Origin of the sequence: Pseudomonas sp. Root71 (assembly GCF_001429045.1) — a bacterium.
In the GTDB taxonomy this organism is placed as follows: Bacteria; Pseudomonadota; Gammaproteobacteria; order Pseudomonadales; family Pseudomonadaceae; genus Aquipseudomonas; species Aquipseudomonas monachiensis.
On record NZ_LMHY01000026.1, the window covers coordinates 19,795 to 38,135 of the forward strand.

Below are 18,341 nucleotides of genomic sequence, written 5' to 3' on the forward strand. Positions count from 1 at the left end.
CATGCACGGCGAATCTCCAATCAAACGTCGCGAATCCCGCAAGATCTGGGTCGGTAACGTGCCTGTTGGCGGCGATGCGCCTATCGCTGTGCAGAGCATGACCAACAGCGACACCAACGATGTCGCGGCCACGGTCGCGCAAATCAATCGTCTGGAAGCGGCCGGCGTCGATATCGTGCGGGTCTCCGTACCGGACATGGACGCCGCCGAAGCCTTCGGCAAGATCAAGCAGCTGGTCAAGGTGCCTCTGGTTGCCGACATTCACTTCGACTACCGGATCGCTCTGCGCGTCGCCGAACTGGGTGTCGATTGCCTGCGGATCAACCCGGGCAACATCGGGCGCGAAGACCGCGTGCGTGCAGTGGTGGACGCCGCCCGTGACCGCGGGATCCCGATCCGTATCGGCGTGAACGCCGGTTCCCTGGAAAAAGACCTGCAAAAGAAATACGGCGAGCCGACCCCGGCGGCGCTGGTCGAGTCGGCCTTGCGCCACGTCGAGCACCTTGAACGCCTGAACTTCCAGGACTTCAAGGTCAGCGTGAAAGCCTCCGACGTGTTCATGGCCGTCGAAGCCTACCGCTTGTTGGCCAAGGAAATCGTCCAGCCGCTGCACCTGGGCATCACCGAAGCCGGTGGTTTGCGTTCCGGCACGGTGAAATCTGCCGTGGGCCTCGGTATGCTGCTCGCCGAAGGGATTGGCGATACTATCCGCATCTCGTTGGCGGCCGACCCGGTCGAGGAAGTGAAAGTCGGCTACGACATTCTCAAGTCCCTGCACCTGCGTTCCCGTGGCATCAACTTCATCGCCTGCCCGAGCTGCTCGCGGCAGAACTTCGATGTGGTCAAGACCATGAACGAGCTGGAAGGGCGTCTCGAAGATTTGCTGGTGCCGCTGGATGTCGCGGTGATCGGTTGCGTGGTCAACGGCCCTGGCGAAGCCAAGGAAGCCCATATCGGCTTGACCGGCGGCACGCCGAACCTGATTTACATCGACGGCAAACCGTCGCAGAAACTGACGAATGACAATCTGGTGGATGAGCTTGAACGCTTGATCCGCCAGAAAGCGGCCGAAAAGGTCGAAGCTGACGCTGCCGTTATTGCGCGCGGCTGAACCTGACTGAAGAGCCGAACGAATTTAAGGATTTAAAGTGAGCAAGTCATTGCAAGCCATTCGTGGCATGAACGACATCCTGCCCGAACAGACCCCCCTGTGGCGTCATTTCGAAGGCACCGTTTCGCGCCTGCTGGATAACTACGGTTACAAGCAGATCCGCATGCCGATCGTCGAGTTCACCGAGCTGTTCAAGCGTTCCATCGGTGAAGTGACCGACATCGTCGAAAAAGAGATGTACACCTTCGACGACCGCAACGGCGACTCCCTGACCCTGCGCCCTGAAGGCACGGCGGCCTGTGTGCGCGCGGTGCTGGAACACGGCATCACCGGCGGCGGCCAGGTTCAGAAACTCTGGTACATCGGCCCGATGTTCCGCCACGAGCGTCCACAGAAAGGCCGTTATCGCCAGTTCCACCAGATCGGTGTGGAGGTGTTCAACCTCGACGGTCCGGACATCGACGCCGAGCTGATCGTGCTGACGTGGCGCCTGTGGGGCGAACTGGGCATCCGCGATGCGGTCAAGCTCGAGCTCAACAGCCTGGGCACCAGCGAATCCCGTGGTCGTTATCGCGAGGCACTGGTGGAGTTCCTGTCCCGGCACCTGGACAAGCTGGACGAAGACAGCCAGCGCCGCCTGAAGACCAACCCGTTGCGCGTCCTGGACACCAAGAATGCGGAGACACAGGCGATTCTGGTCGATGCGCCGAAAATGGCCGACTACCTCGACGAAGAATCCCGCGTGCACTTCGAGGGCCTCAAGGCTCGCCTGGACGCCGCCGGCATTCCTTACGTGATCAACCCGAAGCTGGTTCGCGGGCTGGATTACTACAGCAAGACCGTTTTCGAATGGGTCACCGACAAACTCGGCGCCCAGGGCACCGTGTGTGCTGGTGGTCGTTACGACGGCCTGGTCGAGCAGATGGGCGGCAAGCCGACCGCCGGCGTTGGCTTTGCGATGGGCATCGAACGCCTGGTGCTGTTGCTCGAAACCCTGGAGCAGATCCCGCAAGAGATCTCCCGTCAGGTCGACGTCTACCTCTGCGCTTTCGGTGAAGCCGCCGAACTGGCTGGCCTGACCCTGGCGGAGCGGGTTCGTGACCAGTTGCCCAACCTGCGCCTGCAAGTGAATGCCGGCGCCGGCAGTTTCAAAAGCCAGTTCAAGAAGGCCGACAAGAGCGGTGCGCTGTACGCGCTGATCCTCGGTGACGACGAAATGGCCCAGCAAGTGGTAGGTTTCAAACCCCTGCGTGGCCAGGGCGAACAACAAAGCATTGCCTGGGATGCGCTTGCAGCGCACCTGGCCACCTGCGTCGTGCAGGGTTGAAGCTGTCTAAACAGCCGAATTAGCGATTAAGGAGTATTGGGGTGTCGAGTACCGAAGACGAACATTTGATGGAATTGAAGGAATGGTGGTCACGCAACGGTAAGCCCCTGGTCACTGGTGGCCTGTTGGCGCTGGTCATCGTGTTCGGCTGGCAGGCGTTCCACAAGTATCAGAGCAATCAGTCGCAAGGCGCCTCGATTCTCTATCAGCAATTGCTCGAAACCACGCTGACGCCTGACGGCAAGCCTGACGCGGCCCGTGTTTCGGACCTGGCCGGCAAGCTCAACAGCGAGTTTGGCGGCAGCGCCTACGCGCAGTACGGCAGCCTGTTCGTTGCCAAGGTAGCGGTCGACAGCGGCAAGCTGGACGACGCGGCCAGCGAGCTCAAAGCCATTGTCGCCAAGCCGGCCAACCCGGCGCTGGGCGAAATCGCCCGTCAGCGTCTGGCCCAGGTACTCGGCGCGCAGAACAAGGCCGACGAAGCACTGAAGCTGCTCGAAGGCGATGCCGACAAGGCATTCCTGGCCACTCGCGAAGAACTCAAGGGTGACCTGCTGGTGCAGCTGGGTCGTACCGACGAGGCTAGCGCGGCGTATCAAAAAGCCAAGGCGGCACTGTCGGATGAAGCGGCGGTCGGTGGCCTGCAAATCAAGCTGGACGACCTGGCCAAAGGGGATGCGTGACGTGATTCGTTGGAAACATGCAGCATTGCTGGCCCTGGCCATTTTGGCCGCGGGTTGCAGCAGCAACAGCAAAAAAGAACTGCCTCCGGCCGAGCTGGTCGACTTCAAGGAAGAAGTGGTTCTGCACAAGCAGTGGAGTCGTTCAATCGGTGACGGTCAGGGCGAAACCTACAACATGCTGGTTCCGGCCATCGATGGCGATACCATCTATGCCGCCGACGTCACTGGCGTGTTGATGGCGATGGACCGCAACACCGGCGACGTCAAATGGAAGAAAGACCTCGAACTGCCTGTCTCCGGCGCCGTGGGTGTTGGTTACGGACTGGTCACCATTGGTACGATCAAGGGTGAAATCGTTGCCCTGGACGCGATCAACGGTGAAGAAAAGTGGCGCGCTCGCGTGTCCAGCGAAGTACTGGCGCCGCCAGCCAACAACGGCGACGTCGTGGTGGTTCAGACCCAGGACGATCGTCTGATCGGTCTGGACGCCTCCACCGGTGACCGTCGCTGGATCTATGACAGTACGCCTGCGGTACTGACCCTGCGCGGTACCAGTGCGCCGATCGTGACCAACCGCCTCGCGGTGGCTGGCCTGTCGACCGGTAAAGTGGTTGCCGTGGACATCACCAACGGCGTACCAGTGTGGGAACAGCGCGTAGCGATCCCGCAAGGCCGTTCGGAACTGGAGCGCGTGGTCGACATCGACGGTGGCTTGCTGCTGTCGGGCGAGACGCTGTATGTCGCCAGCTATCAGGGGCGCGTTGCCGCTCTGGACCTGCAAAGCGGCCGTCAGCTCTGGCAGCGTGATGCTTCCAGCTATGCCGGTGTCGCCCAGGGTTTCGGTACAGTTTATGTGAGCCTGTCTTCGGGCACCGTTGAAGGCGTCGATGAGCGTTCCACCACAGCCTTGTGGAGCAACGACTCGCTGGCCCGCCGTCAACTGTCGGCTCCGGAAGTGTTCTCCAGCTACGTTGCAGTCGGTGACCTGGAAGGTTACCTGCACCTGCTGAGTCAGGTGGACGGTCGTTTCGTCGGCCGCGAGCGCATCGACAGCGACGGCCTGCGTGCCCGTCCGCTGGTGGTGGGTGACACGATTTATGTGTATGGCAACAGCGGCAAACTGGAAGCCCTGACCATCAAGTAACGACTATGCTTGGGGTTTAACCCCCAAGCGGCCCCGGTTTACCGGGGTTTGCAGCGCTTTCAAGCGTTGCCCCGAGCACCAGCCGCTGCCTCGCAGCGGCTTTTGTATTTTCTGAAATAACGAAGTGGAGAGCCGCATGGTTCCCGTAATCGCCCTGGTGGGCCGACCGAACGTCGGCAAGTCCACCTTGTTCAACCGCCTGACCAGGACTCGTGACGCCATCGTCGGCGACTTGTCCGGTCTGACCCGTGATCGCCAGTACGGTGAGGCCAAGTGGCAAGGGCGTTCCTACATTCTGATCGACACCGGCGGTATCTCCGGTGACGAACACGGTATGGACGAAAAGATGGCCGAGCAGTCGCTGCTGGCCATCGAAGAAGCGGATGTCGTTCTGTTCCTGGTAGATGCCAAGGCCGGTTTCACCGCCGCCGACCAGATGATCGCCGAGCATTTGCGCAAACGTAACAAGCGTTCCTACGTGGTTGCCAACAAGGTCGACAACATCGACCCGGAAATGGCCCGCGCCGAATTCGCTCCATTGGGCATGGGCCACGCGATTCCAATCGCTGGTGCTCACGGTCGTGGCATCACCCAGATGCTGGAAATCGCCTTGAGTGACTTCCCGAAAGACGATGACGAGCTGGAAGAAGGCGAGGAAGAAGACGTCGCCGAAGGCGAGGAAGCCAAGCGCATTCCTGGCCCGAGCGAAAAAGACGGGATCAAGATCGCCATCATCGGCCGTCCGAACGTCGGCAAGTCGACCCTGGTCAACCGCATGCTCGGCGAAGACCGGGTAATCGTCTACGACCAACCCGGCACCACCCGCGACAGTATCTACATCCCGTTCGAGCGTAACGACGAGAAGTACACGCTGATCGACACCGCCGGTGTGCGCAAGCGCGGCAAGATCCACGAAGAAGTCGAAAAGTTCTCCGTGGTCAAAACCCTGCAAGCGATCAAAGACGCCAACGTGGTGATCTTCGTGATGGACGCCCGCGAAGGCGTGGTGGACCACGACCTCAACCTGCTGGGCTTTGCCCTCGAGGCCGGTCGTGCGTTGGTCATCGCGATCAACAAGTGGGACGGCATGACGCCGAGCGAGCGCGACTTCGTCAAGATCGAGTTGCAGCGTCGCCTGTTCTTCGTCGAGTTTGCCGATATTCACTTTATCTCGGCACTGCACGGCACCGGCGTGGGCAACCTCTACGCCTCGGTACAGAACTCGTTCAAGTCCGCGGTTACCCGCTGGCCGACCAGCCGCCTGACCCAGATTCTGGAAGACGCGGTCAGCGAGCACCAGCCGCCGATGGTCAACAGCCGCCGGATCAAGCTGCGTTATGCCCACCTGGGTGGCGCGAACCCGCCGATCATCGTGATTCACGGTAACCAGATCGAGAAGGTGCCGAAGTCCTACGTGCGTTACCTGGAAAACACGTATCGCCGTGTGCTGAAGCTGGTCGGTACGCCGATCCGCATCGAGTTCAAGGGTGGCGAGAACCCGTACGAAGGCAACAAGAACACGCTCACCGACCGTCAGGTCAACAAGAAGCGTCGCTTGATGTCGCACCACAAGAAGGCCGACAAGAAGCGTCGCGACAAGCGCTGATCGAGGTTTTTCCCGTGGGATGGAAAGGGCGCCAATGGCGCCCTTTTTCATGCCTGCCGTTTGGGCTATCCTCGGACTCCCCCGCGCCGCCGTAGAGCCGGGTGTAGAGCAGGGAACCACCGATGATCACCAGCAAGCTGCCGAATGTCGGCATCACTATCTTCACTCAGATGTCTCAGCTCGCGGCACAGACCGGCGCGCTCAATCTGTCCCAGGGCTTTCCCGATTTCGCGGCCCCGCAGGCCCTGTGCGATGCGGTCGGCCGGCATATCGCCAGCGGCCATAATCAATATTCGCCAATGACCGGGCTGCCGGTGTTGCGTCAGCAGATCGCGGCGAAGATCGCCCGCAGTTATGGCGCACAGGTGGATGTAGATACTGAAGTGACGGTTACCCCCGGTGCGACCGAGGCGATTTTCTGTGCCATTCAGGCGGTTATCCACAGCGGTGACGAAGTCATCGTGTTTGATCCGGCATACGACAGCTACGAGCCTTCGGTGGAGTTGGCCGGCGGTCGTTGCGTGCATGTGCAACTGGGCCTGAACGACTTCAGTATCGACTTCGAGACGCTTGCCCTGGCACTCAGCCCGCGTACGCGAATGATCATCCTCAACACCCCGCACAACCCCAGTGGCGCATTGATCAGCCGTGCCGAACTCGACCAGTTGGCAGACTTGATCCGCGATCGCGACATCTACGTGATCAGCGACGAAGTCTATGAACACCTGGTGTATGACGGTGTGCCCCACGTCAGCGTGCTGAATCATGAAGAGCTGTATCAGCGTGCCTTCGTGGTCAGCTCGTTCGGCAAGACCTACCACGTCACAGGCTGGAAAACCGGCTATGTGGTTGCACCACCGGCCCTGACGGCGGAATTGCGCAAGGTGCACCAGTACGTGAATTTTTGTGGGGTGACGCCGCTGCAATATGCATTGGCCGATTACATGGCCGAACATCCCGAACACGTCGAGGAGTTGCCGGGTTTCTATCAGGCCAAGCGTGATTTGTTCTGCGATCTGCTGCTACCGTCGCGTTTCAGCTTCACCCGGGTGACCGGCACCTATTTCCAGTTGGTCGATTACTCGCAGATCCGCCCGGATCTCAATGATGTCGAGATGGCCCTGTGGATGACCCGCGAGCACGGCGTGGCCAGTATCCCGATCTCGGTGTTCTACCAGACGCCACCGGTCGGCCAGCGCCTGGTGCGGCTGTGCTTTGCCAAGCGTGAGGAGACCCTGCGTGAAGCAGCGGAAAAACTATGCGTGATCTGAGTGCATTGCCCAAGCTGACCGTTGCGCTGATTCAGACGTCCCTGGCCTGGCACGACCGCCAGGCCAACCTCGAGCATTTCGAGCCACTGCTGGAGCAGGCTCGCGGCGCCGACCTGATCATTCTGCCGGAGATGTTCACCACCGGGTTCTCCATGGAATCCGAGGCCCTCGCCGAAGCGGAAAACGGCCCCACCAGCAAATGGCTGCGGGTCCAGGCGGCAAAGCTTGATGCGGTGATCACCGGCAGCGTCATCGTCCAGGCCGTCGACGGCAGCCATCGCAATCGCCTGCTGTGGGCGCGCCCGGATGGCGAGGTGTTGCACTACGACAAGCGTCACCTGTTCCGCATGGCCGGTGAGCATAACCACTACACCCCCGGCGAACGCCAGGTGCAGTTCGAGCTCAAGGGCTGGCGAGTGCGGCCGTTGATCTGCTACGACCTGCGCTTCCCGGTGTGGAGCCGTGACGCCCAGGACACCGACCTGCTGCTGTACACCGCCAACTGGCCAGGTGCGCGGCGCCAGCACTGGAACCGCTTGCTGCCGGCGCGGGCGATCGAGAACCTGTGCTATGTCGCGGCGGTCAATCGCATCGGGACTGATGGCAAGGGCTTTGCCTATACGGGTGACAGTCAGGTGCTGGATTTTCAGGGCGAGACGCTGCTCAGTGCCGGAGAGGCAGACGGGGTGTTCACGGTGGTGCTGGATGCGGCAGAGCTGGCGGCGTATCGCACGCGGTTTCCGGCGAATCTGGATGCCGATACCTTTGAGTTCATCTGATATTCCGGTGTACTCCAAAAGATCGCAGCCTTCGGCAGCTCCTACAGGGGGTCGCGTTCCAACGTAGGAGCTGCCGAAGGCTGCGATCTTTTGATCTTAAAGCCGCACAAACGAAAAGGCCCCGAGGTTCACACCCCCGGGGCCTTTTGCATTTCAGCGATGGCTTACGCCGCTTTCGCTTCCGGCTGGCTCAGCGAGCGGTTCAGCGCACTGAACAGGGCCTTGAAGCTGGCGGTGGTGATGTTTTCGTCGATGCCGACGCCATGCACCGCACGTTCGCCATTCACTCGCAGTTCAATGTAGGCCGCGGCCTTGGCATTGGTGCCCGCGCCGATGGCGTGCTCGTTGTAGTCCATGATTTCCACCGGTACCGGCAGGCCGGCCACCAGCGCTTCCAGGGCACCGTTGCCCTTGCCGCGCCAGTGCAGGTTGGTCTCGCCCTGGCCTTGGCTGGCCACTTCCACTTCAACGGCGCTGTGACCGTTTTCTTCCTGCAGGCGATGGCTGACCAGCGCGTACGGGGTGTTGGCCTGCAAGTACTCGCTGTGCAGCAGTGCGTGGATCTGCTGGGCGGTCATTTCCAGGCCGAGGCGGTCGGTTTCACGCTGCACGACCTGGCTGAACTCGATCTGCATGCGACGCGGCAGGCTGATGCCGTACTCCTGCTCCAGGAGGTAGGCGATGCCGCCCTTGCCCGACTGGCTGTTGACGCGGATGACCGCCTCGTAGCTGCGGCCGATGTCGGCCGGGTCGATCGGCAGGTACGGTACTTCCCACAGTGCATCGGATTTCTGCTGGGCGAAGCCCTTGCGGATCGCATCCTGGTGCGAGCCGGAGAATGCGGTATGCACCAGGTCGCCGACGTACGGGTGACGCGGGTGCACCTGGATCTGGTTGCACTCTTCAACGACTTTGCGCACGCCGTCGATGTCGGAGAAGTCCAGCTCAGGGTTCACGCCCTGGGTGTAGAGGTTCAGGGCCACGGTCACGAGGTCGACGTTACCGGTACGCTCGCCGTTGCCGAACAGGCAGCCTTCGACACGGTCGGCACCAGCCATCAGGCCCAGTTCGGTGGCGGCAACGCCAGTGCCACGGTCGTTGTGGGTGTGCAGGCTGATGATCACGCTGTCACGACGGTTGATGTGGCGGCCGAACCATTCGATCTGGTCGGCATAGATGTTCGGGGTCGCGCATTCCACCGTGGCCGGCAGGTTGAGGATCATCTTGTGCTCGGGCGTCGGGTTCCAGACCTCGATCACCGCGTCGCAGACTTCCTTGGCGAACTCCATTTCGGTGGCACTGAAGGTTTCTGGCGAGTATTCGAAGGTCCACTCGGTGTCCGGCTGCATGGCCGCGTATTTGACGAACAGCTTGGCGGCGTTCACGGCGATGGCCTTGACCCCGTCCTTGTCCTGGTTGAAGACAATGCGGCGGAAGGAAGGGGAGGTCGCGTTGTACAGGTGAACGATGGCTTTCTTCGCGCCGCGCAGGGATTCGAAGGTGCGCTCGATCAGGTCTTCACGGCCCTGGGTCAGCACCTGGATGGTGGTGTCGTCCGGGATGTGGTTGCCTTCGATCAGGGTGCGGACGAAGTCGAAGTCGGTTTGCGAGGCGGCCGGGAACGACGCTTCGATTTCCTTTACGCCGACCTGCACCAGGGTTTTCCAGAAGCGCAGCTTCTTGACGGCGTCCATCGGCTCGATCAGCGACTGGTTGCCGTCACGCAGGTCGGAACTGCACCAGATCGGCGCGGCGGTGATGGTTTTCGACGGCCAGGTGCGGTCCGGAATGTCGATGGTCGGGAACGCGCGGTATTTCGAAGACGGGTCTTTGAGCATGCTCATCGGGAAATCCTTATTGTGTTGGCCGAAAAAAGGCGGCCTGCCGGTGGATCAAAAGTTCTTGGAGTACAGCCTGGGACGAGACACCACGATTCAGCCCGGCAGTCGTGCACTGACGAGGCACAGGCTGCGGTGCTGGCGGAGCTGAATGAGGGTGTGAGAGGTTTTCATGCCTTCAACCCTAACCTTGGGGGGGAAGGTTGGCAAGCAGTCGAAAAAAATTGAGAGGAATACTCGTGAACGGGTATTTATCGAGATTTTATTGCTGTGATTGGCGGTGATTGTTTTGTTGTTTGCGCGAGGTTTGAGTGGTGCGCAATTGATGAGGTGACACTGCCGGACTGCTTTCGGTGTCTGTGATATTGCCATCGCGAGCAAGCTCGCTCCCACAGGTACAGCGCAATCCCTGTGGGAGCGAGCTTGCTCGCGATGAGGCCAGAGGCCTTATTTTGGAATCAGGGCTGAAACGCACCAATGAAGATTGCCGGATCGACCCGCGCATCGTTCAGGCTGATGTTCCAGTGCATGTGCGGTCCGGTCGCGCGGCCGGTCGCACCGACTTTGCCGACCACGTCACCACGGGCCAGTGGCTGTCCCACCTTCACGTCGATTTTCGACATGTGGCAGAACATGCTGATGAAGCCCTGGCCATGGTCGACGAACACCGTGTTGCCATTGAAGAAGTAGTTGCCGATCAGGATCACCTTGCCGGCAGCCGGGGTTTTGATCGGTGTGCCGGCGCCCACGGCGAAGTCCAGGCCAGAGTGGGGGTTGCGCTCTTCACCGTTGAAAAAACGGCGCACGCCGAACTTGCTCGACAGCGGCCCGTTCACCGGTTTGTCCAGCAGCAGGTTGCTCGGGGTGTTGGGGCTGAACGTGCGGTAAGCGGCAATCTGTTCGGCCAGTTCACGCTCGATGCGCTTGAGGTTCTCCGGGTCCGGATTGACCTGCTGGGTGTTCTTCAGGGTGATGCGCTGTTCCGGGTATTTTTTGTTGCCAACCGTAAAATTCAGGTTACGACCGCCGCTGCTGACCGATTGAGCCCCCGGCTTGACCGTCAGTGGCACGCCGACAATGGCCAGCCAGTTGTTCTGTTCCTTGACTACCAACACCGGTTTGCCTTGATAGGTGGCTTTTGGCGCCTGGGCGGACGTGCCCAGGTCCACCACCGCCACGCCGCCCGGCACCGGTTTGTTCAACTGGCGGGTGATGTAGCTGTCGGCGTGGGCGTTGAAGGTCAGGAGCAGTAACAACAATGGAGCAAAGAAGCGCGGCATGGATCAATCCAGTAAAGAAAGGGTGACGGGCGTCAGGTGATTGTCTTCGACCCGCACTTGCAGTTCGCCTTCGCCCAGTTTGGCCTTCAGGCGCTGGCCGGTATGGGTTTGCGCGGCGTTGCGGATCGCGTTGCCGCGCTCGTCCAGCAAGATGCTGTAGCCACGGCCAAGGGTCGCCAACGGGCTGACCACATGCAGTGTCTGCATCTGGCTGTGCAGTTGCAGGCGACGGTTCTTCAGCCCTTCGCGGATAGCGCGCGGCAGGCGTTCGGCCAGGCTGTCGAGGCGCTGGCGCAGCATTGCCAGTTGCCGGCCCGGATGTTGTGCGGCCAGACGGGTTTCCAGGCGGATCAAGCGTTCGCGACGGGTGTTGAGGCTGCGCTCGAACGCGCGGCGCATGCGCATGTCCAGGTCATCCAGGCGTTGCGCTTGTTGGCGCAGGCGCTCGCCGGGATGGCGCAGGCGTCGGGAAATGCCTTCCAGGCGCAAGCGATCGCGCATCAAACGGTCACGCATGCGCATCACCAGCCGTCGGTGCAGGCTTTCGACCCGACGCACCAGATCGCTGGAGTCCGGTGCCAGCAATTCGGCGGCAGCGGAAGGGGTGGGCGCGCGTACGTCAGCCACGAAGTCACTGATCGACACGTCGGTTTCGTGGCCGACCGCGCTGACAATCGGTGTCACGCAAGCATCCACGGCGCGGGCCACGGCTTCTTCGTTGAAGCACCAGAGGTCTTCCAGGGAACCGCCACCCCGGGCCAGGATCAGTGCGTCGAAACCGCGGGCATCCGCCAGTTTCAGGGCGCGGACAATCTGCGCGGTGGCTTCGCGGCCCTGCACGGCGGTAGGGATCAGCGTCAGTTGTATTTGCGGTGCACGGCGGCGGAACACGCTGATGATGTCGCGGATCACCGCCCCGGTGGGCGAACTGATGATGCCGATGCGTTGCGGATGCGCCGGCAACGGCACCTTGCGTTCGGCACTGAACAGGCCTTCGGCGCTGAGCTTTTCCTTGAGTGCATCGAAGGCCAGGCGCAAGGCGCCGTCGCCGGCCGGCTCCACGGTGTCGAGGATCAGCTGATAATCACCGCGCCCCTCGAACAGAGAGACCTTGCCGCGCACCTTGACCGCCAGACCGTCCTTCAAGGCCTGGCGAACCCGTGCCGCGTTCTGCCGGAACAGCGCGCAACGCACCTGGGCGCCGCTGTCCTTGAGGGTGAAATACACGTGGCCGGACGCCGGGCGGGCGAGGTTGGAGATTTCGCCTTCGACCCAGATGTTGCTGAACACGTCTTCGAGCAACACCCGGGCGCGGCCGTTGAGCTGGCTGACGGTCAGGACTTCGCGGTCCAGGCCGAGTCTTGCAAAGGGATCTTTAATCATGGGGCGCAGTTTAAAGGCATTCGGTGACCAATCTCCATGATCCTGCACAATTCCCTTGTGGGAGCGAGCTTGCTCGCGATGGGGCCAGCAAATTCAGCATTGATGTGCCAGACAGATCGCCATCGCGAGCAAGCTCGCTCCCACAGGGGGTAAAGTCGTGGCGCAAATTTATGGAAGACAGGGAAATGGATGTGATTGAGTTATTAAACCAATGGCCCTTCGGCCCGCTGGACTGGCTGGTGATCGGTGCAGGCGTCGCCCTGGCCTACATCGTGTTCGGCATCGCCGGTTTTGGCACCGCACTGGTGGCGGGGCCGATTCTGATTCTGTTCATGCCGCTGTCCAAGATCGTGCCCTTGCTGGTGTTGCTCGACTTTGTCGCGGCATTCGGCAATCTGTTGCCTTCGCGGCGTGATGTGGCGAAACCGGAACTGCTGCGGTTGCTGCCGTGCATGGCGGTGGGCTGCACCCTCGGCGTGATATTCCTGCTGAACCTTAAGTCCGACCTGTTGCTGCTATTGATGGGGCTGTTTATCAGTGCCTATGCGATTTACAGCCTGTGGATAAAGGTCCGTCCGGCGCAGTTGTCCGCCGCGTGGGCGCTGCCGATGGGGACGGTGGGCGGGATGTTCGGCGCGTTGTTTGGCAGCGGCGGCTTTCTCTATGCGATCTATTTGAACAGCCGATTGCCCAAGGAGGCGGCGCGGGCGACCCAGATTGCGCTGATCAGTTGCAGTACGGTGGTGCGTCTGAGCCTGTTTGCCATCGCCGGTGTGTATGCCGATTTGCCGTTGCTGGTGCTTGCGGTTTGTCTGTTGCCGGCGATGGTGCTGGGGCTTTGGGTTGGCCGGAAGTTGACCATGCGCCTGTCCCGCGAGGCGTTCGTGCGGCTGGTGACGTGGCTGGTGCTGGCCAGCGGAATTGCGTTGATCGGGCGTTACTTGAGCACCTGAAGATTCAACCTGTGGAGAGGGAGCAAGCTCCCTCTCTACTATTCAGTCGTTGTACTGGCTCAACAACCGCTCCAGTCGTGCACTGAGGCGACGTTTGATTTCGGTCTCGATGTGCGGGGCGAAGTCGTCGATCACGTCTTGCATGATCAACTGCGCGGCGGCGCGCAATTCGCTGTCCAGGTGCAGCAGGTCATCCGGGTTCTTGCTGGCGGCAGGCGCCGGCGTTGCCATGGTGACGGGTTCAACGATGGGGGCAGGGGTTGTCGGTACGACAGGGGGCGAAGGCTCGCTCACGGCGTCGAACAACATGGGAATCTGTTCCTGGTCACCTTCCTCGACCGTGTCGGTCAGCAGGGGCGGTTGCAGGTTGTCATCGCCGAGCAATTGGCGGATCGACTCAAGGTCGTCCAGCAGGTGCGCGGACTGTTGCAGCGGTTTTGGAGTGTCCATTGGAAGGCTCAGAGTCGCTGTAAACGGTGATCTTGCAGAGGATAGCCCTGTTCGCGGTAGAAACGGAAACTCTCCCGCGCGGCCGCTCTGATCGTCGGATCCTCCACCACCACTTCCGCCACCCGGGCGAACTTGTTGGCGAAGGCCGGGACCTTCAGGTCGAGATTGACCAGCAAATCCTGATGCTGACCACAGTCATCGCCCAACCCCAGGACAATAAAACCTTCAGGTTCGCTGTCGGCAGGGCCGTGGGGCACGAAGCTTTCACCCTTGAACGCCCACAGCCGCGCATCGAGATCGTCACGCTGGGCCGCGTCGCTGCAATGCAGGTAGATGCGGTGGCCCATGCGCCAGGCTTTCTCGGTGAGCTTGCAGGCAAAGTCCAGGCGTGCCGAAGGATCGGCGCTGGGCAGGATATAGAAGTCGACTTTGGTCATTGCGGTTCCAGAGCGGCAAGCGGCGTCACCGCAGAGTGACGCCGCCGCCCATCAACGGTTTCAGGCTTTGGCGCGGTCCAGCAGGTATTGGGTCAGCAGGGGAACCGGACGGCCAGTGGCGCCCTTATCCTTGCCGCCGCTGGTCCAGGCCGTGCCGGCGATGTCCAGGTGCGCCCAGTTCAGGTTCTTGGTGAAGCGCGACAGGAAGCAGGCCGCGGTGATGGTGCCGGCTTTCGGGCCGCCAATGTTGGCGATGTCGGCGAACGGGCTGTCAAGCTGTTCCTGGTACTCATCGAACAGCGGCAGTTGCCAGGCGCGGTCGTCGGCAGCTTTGCCGGCGCTCAGCAGTTGGCCGATCAGTTCGTCATTGTTGCCCAGCAGGCCCGAGGTGTGGGAACCCAGGGCAACCACGCAGGCGCCGGTCAGGGTCGCGATGTCGATGACCGCTTGCGGCTTGAAGCGCTCCGAGTAGGTCAGGGCGTCGCACAGCACCAGGCGGCCTTCGGCGTCGGTGTTGAGGATTTCCACGGTCTGGCCGCTCATGGTGGTGACGATGTCGCCCGGGCGCGAAGCGTTGCCGCTCGGCATGTTCTCGGCGCAGGCCAGGATGCACACCAGGTTGATCGGCAGCTTCAGTTCGAGCACGGCACGCAGGGTACCGAACACGCTGGCGGCGCCGCCCATGTCGTACTTCATTTCATCCATGCCGGCACCTGGCTTGAGGCTGATGCCGCCGGTGTCGAAGGTGATGCCCTTGCCGACCAGCGCGTACGGCTTCTCGGATTTCTTGCCGCCGTTGTACTGCATGACGATCAGGCGCGGAGGCTGGGCGCTGCCCTGGCCGACGGCGTAGAACGAGCCCATGCCCAGGGCCTTGATCTTCTTCTCGTCGAGGACTTCGACTTTCAGGTCCTTGAATTCCTTGCCCAGGTCTTTGGCCTGCTCGCCGAGGAAGGTCGGGTGGCAGATGTTCGGCGGCAGGTTGCCCAGGTTGCGGGTGAAGGCCATGCCGTTGGCGATGGCGGTGGCGTGGGCCACGGCGCGTTGCACTTCGGCCTGGGCAGCCTTGATGGTCAGCAGGGTGATTTTCTTCAGGGCGCGGGCTTCGGCTTTCTGGCTCTTGAACTGGTCGAAGCTGTACTCGCCGTCCACCAGGGTTTCGGCCAGCAGGCGGGTCTTGCCATAGCTGTCGCGGCCTTTGACCACGACTTCGTCGAGGGCCAGCACCGCGTCGCTGCCGCCCAGGCCTTTGAGGGTGTTGAGGATGCCGGCGATGATCTTGCGGAACGGGCGGTCACCCAGCTCGTCGTCCTTGCCCACACCCACCAGCAGTACGCGCTCGGCCTTGAGGTTCGGCAGGCTGTGCAGCAACAGGCTCTGGCCAACCTTGCCGGCCAGGTCGCCGCGCTTGAGCACAGCGCTGATCGCGCCGCCGCTCAGTTCGTCGAGTTGTCGGGCAACAGCGCCGAGCTTGCGGCCTTCGCCAACGGAGACCACGAGAGTGGCGGTCTTCAACGTTTCGGGGTTGACGCTTTTTACAACCAGTTCCATGTCCGGGTCCCTGAATTGATGGTTATCACGCATGCGCCCGACACCTTATGTGCGTCGATTGCTTATAAACAGAAAGGCGCCAGGATCGACCGGCGACAAAGGCCGCAGTTTGAACCTCGCTACCGGCGGCTGACAACCCTCGGTTGTACGATCTTCAACGCTTTGACAGGCTGCTTGAGCTTGTGCAGTGACAGGCGCACCCAATCACAGGATAATGCGCCATCTTTTTTCGGCGGCTCTGCCTTGCGGGCCGGCCGATACGTTTGCTTGTTTGGCCGCCTTAGCCTGACAACCCTGGAGTGTCTGGTTTGATCGTCTTCCGTTATCTATCCCGCGAAGTCCTGTTGACCTTGAGCGCCGTCAGTGCCGTGCTGCTGGTCATCATCATGAGCGGTCGCTTCATCAAATACCTCGCCCAGGCGGCTTCAGGCCTGCTGGATCCGGGTTCGTTGTTCCTGATCATGGGCTATCGCCTGCCGGGGTTCCTCCAGCTGATCCTGCCGCTTGGGCTGTTTCTCGGGATCCTGCTGTCCTACGGGCGCCTGTACCTCGAAAGCGAAATGACCGTGCTCTCGGCCACCGGCATGAGCCAGCAGCGGCTGTTTTGCATGACGCTGTTCCCGGCCACTCTGGTTGCGCTCCTCGTGGCGTGGCTGAGCCTGAGCCTGGCGCCACAGGGGGCCAATCAGTTTCAGTTGCTGCTGAACAAGCAGGATGCCCTGACTGAATTCGATACCCTGGAGCCTGGGCGCTTCCAGGCTTTGCGTGACGGCACCCGGGTCACCTACACCGAGAGCATGTCCGATGACCGCGTCAATCTGGGGGGTGTGTTCATCTCGCAAAAAAACATCAGTTCCAATAACAAGGATCGCGGGATTTCTGTGCTGGTGGCGGAAAAGGGTCGCCAGGAAATTCGTCCGGACGGCAACCGCTACCTGATCCTTGATAACGGCTATCGCTATGACGGTAGTCCGGGGCAGGCTGACTACCGGGCGATCAAGTACGACGAGTACGGTGTGTTGCTGCCAAAGCCGGAAGTCAGTGACGAAGTCACCGACCGTGACGCGATGCCGACCCGTACCTTGATCGGCAGTGAAGACATTCGCATGCGCGCCGAACTGCAATGGCGTATGTCTCTGCCGTTGCTGGTGTTCATCGTGACCCTGATGGCGGTGCCACTGTCGCGGGTCAATCCGCGCCAGGGCCGATTCCTCAAATTATTGCCGGCGATTCTTCTCTATATGGCTTACCTGACCATTCTGATCGCCGCCCGCGGTGCCCTCGACAAGGGCAAGATCCCCGCGATGTTTGGCTTGTGGTGGGTGCACGGGATTTTCCTGTCCATCGGCCTGGGCTTGCTCTATTGGGAACCCTTGCGCTTGAAGAGGGCGAGTCGCCGCAGCGCGCTGGAGGTGGCCCGTGGTTAAGCTGGATCGCTACATTGGTAGCAGTGTGTTCATGGCGATCCTGGCGGTGCTCGGGATCATTCTTGGTCTGGCGACACTGTTTGCCTTCATCGACGAGATGGGTGAAGTCAGCGATACCTACACCTTGGTCGATGTGCTGAGTTATGTGGTGTTGACCGCTCCGCGCCGGATGTACGAAATGCTGCCGATGGCTGCGCTGATCGGCTGCCTGATCGGTCTTGGCAGCCTGGCCAGCAACAGTGAGCTGACCATCATGCGCGCCGCCGGTGTGTCGATCGGCCGGATCGTCTGGGCGGTCATGAAGCCGATGCTGGTATTGATGCTGGCCGGTGTGCTGGTCGGTGAGTACGTCGCTCCGCCTGCCGAAACCATGGCGCAGGCCAATCGCTCACTGGCACAGGGCAGCGGTGATGCACAAAGCGCCAAGCACGGCTTGTGGCACCGCCAGGGCGATGAGTTCATTCACGTCAACTCGGTGCAACCCAACGGCATCCTGTACGGCGTGACCCGCTATCGTTTCGACAACGAGCGGCACATGCTGTCGGCGAGCTTCGCCAAGCGTGCCGAGTTCGACACCGATCACTGGCAGTTGACGGATGTCACGACCACGCTGTTCCACGAGCGCAGCACCGAAGTGGTTGCGACCCCGCAAGAGCGCTGGGAAGTTGCGTTGAGCCCGCAGTTGCTCAATACCGTAGTCATGGTGCCGGAGTCGCTGTCGATCAGCGGCCTGTGGGGTTACATCCACTATCTGGCGGACCAGGGGCTGAACAATGGCCGCTACTGGCTGGCATTTTGGGTCAAGGTGTTGCAGCCGCTGGTGACTGCCGCCCTGGTGTTGATGGCGATTTCCTTCATCTTTGGTCCGCTGCGTTCGGTGACCCTGGGTCAACGGGTGTTCACCGGCGTGCTGGTGGGTTTCACCTTCCGCATCGTTCAGGATCTGCTGGGGCCTTCGAGCCAGGTATTCGGCTTCCCGCCGTTGCTTTCGGTGCTGGTGCCGGCGGGTATTTGTGCCGTTGCGGGGCTCTGGCTGTTGCGTCGAGCCGGCTGATGGCGGGCATTTTCCGACCGCTTTGACGTTAAAAAACGCCCTTGTCG

At 61.2% G+C, this 18,341-nt stretch carries 16 protein-coding genes; 10 read left to right on the top strand and 6 right to left on the bottom strand.

All coding sequences use genetic code 11. The annotated features are described in order from the left end of the window. The first annotated feature begins 1 nt into the window (after position 1). From ispG to ASD95_RS18665, 7 genes are all read left to right on the top strand, one after another. Entirely contained in the window at positions 2 to 1,111 is a 1,110-nt protein-coding gene (gene ispG, locus ASD95_RS18635) for a flavodoxin-dependent (E)-4-hydroxy-3-methylbut-2-enyl-diphosphate synthase (RefSeq protein WP_003185136.1), read from the top strand. A 37-nt stretch (positions 1,112 to 1,148) separates the two neighbouring features. Beyond that, positions 1,149 to 2,438: a histidine--tRNA ligase gene (gene hisS / locus ASD95_RS18640; RefSeq protein ID WP_008053247.1), complete on the top strand. Its 1,290-nt coding sequence runs from the start codon at positions 1,149 to 1,151 to the stop codon at positions 2,436 to 2,438. 41 nt (positions 2,439 to 2,479) lie between these two features. Next, the gene (locus ASD95_RS18645) at positions 2,480 to 3,121 is read left to right on the top strand and encodes a tetratricopeptide repeat protein (protein ID WP_008053246.1); all 642 of its coding nucleotides are present in this window, start codon (positions 2,480 to 2,482) and stop codon (positions 3,119 to 3,121) included. Further along, positions 3,114 to 4,265, top strand: a complete 1,152-nt coding sequence (bamB, locus tag ASD95_RS18650; RefSeq protein ID WP_056721253.1) for an outer membrane protein assembly factor BamB — start codon at positions 3,114 to 3,116, stop codon at positions 4,263 to 4,265. The genes ASD95_RS18645 and bamB overlap by 8 nt, the downstream gene beginning before the upstream one ends. A gap of 136 nt (positions 4,266 to 4,401) precedes the next feature. Beyond that, complete coding sequence (gene der, locus ASD95_RS18655; RefSeq protein WP_046040936.1) at positions 4,402 to 5,871, top strand: ribosome biogenesis GTPase Der; 1,470 nt, start codon at positions 4,402 to 4,404, stop codon at positions 5,869 to 5,871. 122 nt (positions 5,872 to 5,993) lie between these two features. Next, positions 5,994 to 7,142 carry a pyridoxal phosphate-dependent aminotransferase gene (locus tag ASD95_RS18660; protein WP_056721252.1) on the top strand — a complete coding sequence of 383 codons (1,149 nt, stop codon included), beginning with the start codon at positions 5,994 to 5,996 and terminating at the stop codon, positions 7,140 to 7,142. Beyond that, positions 7,130 to 7,921, top strand: a complete 792-nt coding sequence (locus ASD95_RS18665; RefSeq protein ID WP_056721250.1) for an amidohydrolase — start codon at positions 7,130 to 7,132, stop codon at positions 7,919 to 7,921. The genes ASD95_RS18660 and ASD95_RS18665 overlap by 13 nt, the downstream gene beginning before the upstream one ends. 164 nt (positions 7,922 to 8,085) lie before the next feature. On the opposite strand, the gene leuA is transcribed toward ASD95_RS18665, so the two are convergent. The 3 genes from leuA to xseA all read right to left on the bottom strand — a co-directional run bounded on the left by leuA (position 8,086) and on the right by xseA (position 12,422). Then, positions 8,086 to 9,765 (bottom strand): 2-isopropylmalate synthase, encoded by a 1,680-nt coding sequence (gene leuA / locus ASD95_RS18670; RefSeq protein WP_056721248.1) that lies wholly within the window; start codon positions 9,763 to 9,765, stop codon positions 8,086 to 8,088. Positions 9,766 to 10,217: 452 nt separating this feature from the next. Further along, complete coding sequence (locus ASD95_RS18675; protein ID WP_056721246.1) at positions 10,218 to 11,039, bottom strand: M23 family metallopeptidase; 822 nt, start codon at positions 11,037 to 11,039, stop codon at positions 10,218 to 10,220. A gap of 3 nt (positions 11,040 to 11,042) precedes the next feature. Beyond that, complete coding sequence (xseA, locus tag ASD95_RS18680) at positions 11,043 to 12,422, bottom strand: exodeoxyribonuclease VII large subunit (protein ID WP_056721244.1); 1,380 nt, start codon at positions 12,420 to 12,422, stop codon at positions 11,043 to 11,045. Between the two features lie 185 nt (positions 12,423 to 12,607). Between xseA and ASD95_RS18685 the strand changes: the two genes are divergently transcribed. Beyond that, positions 12,608 to 13,375, top strand: a complete 768-nt coding sequence (locus ASD95_RS18685; protein WP_056721242.1) for a sulfite exporter TauE/SafE family protein — start codon at positions 12,608 to 12,610, stop codon at positions 13,373 to 13,375. A 42-nt stretch (positions 13,376 to 13,417) separates the two neighbouring features. Here the strand turns inward: ASD95_RS18685 and ASD95_RS18690 are convergent, their stop codons facing one another. Genes ASD95_RS18690 through ASD95_RS18700 form a run of 3 tightly spaced genes read right to left on the bottom strand, consistent with a single transcriptional unit; the run spans position 13,418 to position 15,813 of the window. Beyond that, the gene (locus ASD95_RS18690) at positions 13,418 to 13,825 is read right to left on the bottom strand and encodes a hypothetical protein (RefSeq protein ID WP_056721240.1); all 408 of its coding nucleotides are present in this window, start codon (positions 13,823 to 13,825) and stop codon (positions 13,418 to 13,420) included. Between the two features lie 8 nt (positions 13,826 to 13,833). Then, entirely contained in the window at positions 13,834 to 14,262 is a 429-nt protein-coding gene (locus tag ASD95_RS18695) for a DNA polymerase III subunit chi (RefSeq protein ID WP_056721239.1), read from the bottom strand. 60 nt (positions 14,263 to 14,322) lie between these two features. Next, positions 14,323 to 15,813: a leucyl aminopeptidase gene (locus ASD95_RS18700; RefSeq protein WP_056722283.1), complete on the bottom strand. Its 1,491-nt coding sequence runs from the start codon at positions 15,811 to 15,813 to the stop codon at positions 14,323 to 14,325. Positions 15,814 to 16,121: 308 nt separating this feature from the next. Here ASD95_RS18700 and lptF point away from each other — a divergent pair, with 308 nt between their 5' ends. Together lptF and lptG are read left to right on the top strand one after the other, a co-directional pair. Then, positions 16,122 to 17,240 (top strand): LPS export ABC transporter permease LptF, encoded by a 1,119-nt coding sequence (gene lptF, locus ASD95_RS18705; protein WP_056721237.1) that lies wholly within the window; start codon positions 16,122 to 16,124, stop codon positions 17,238 to 17,240. Beyond that, complete coding sequence (gene lptG / locus ASD95_RS18710; protein ID WP_056721235.1) at positions 17,233 to 18,294, top strand: LPS export ABC transporter permease LptG; 1,062 nt, start codon at positions 17,233 to 17,235, stop codon at positions 18,292 to 18,294. Before lptF ends, lptG begins: the two co-directional genes overlap by 8 nt. Positions 18,295 to 18,341 lie beyond the last annotated feature (47 nt).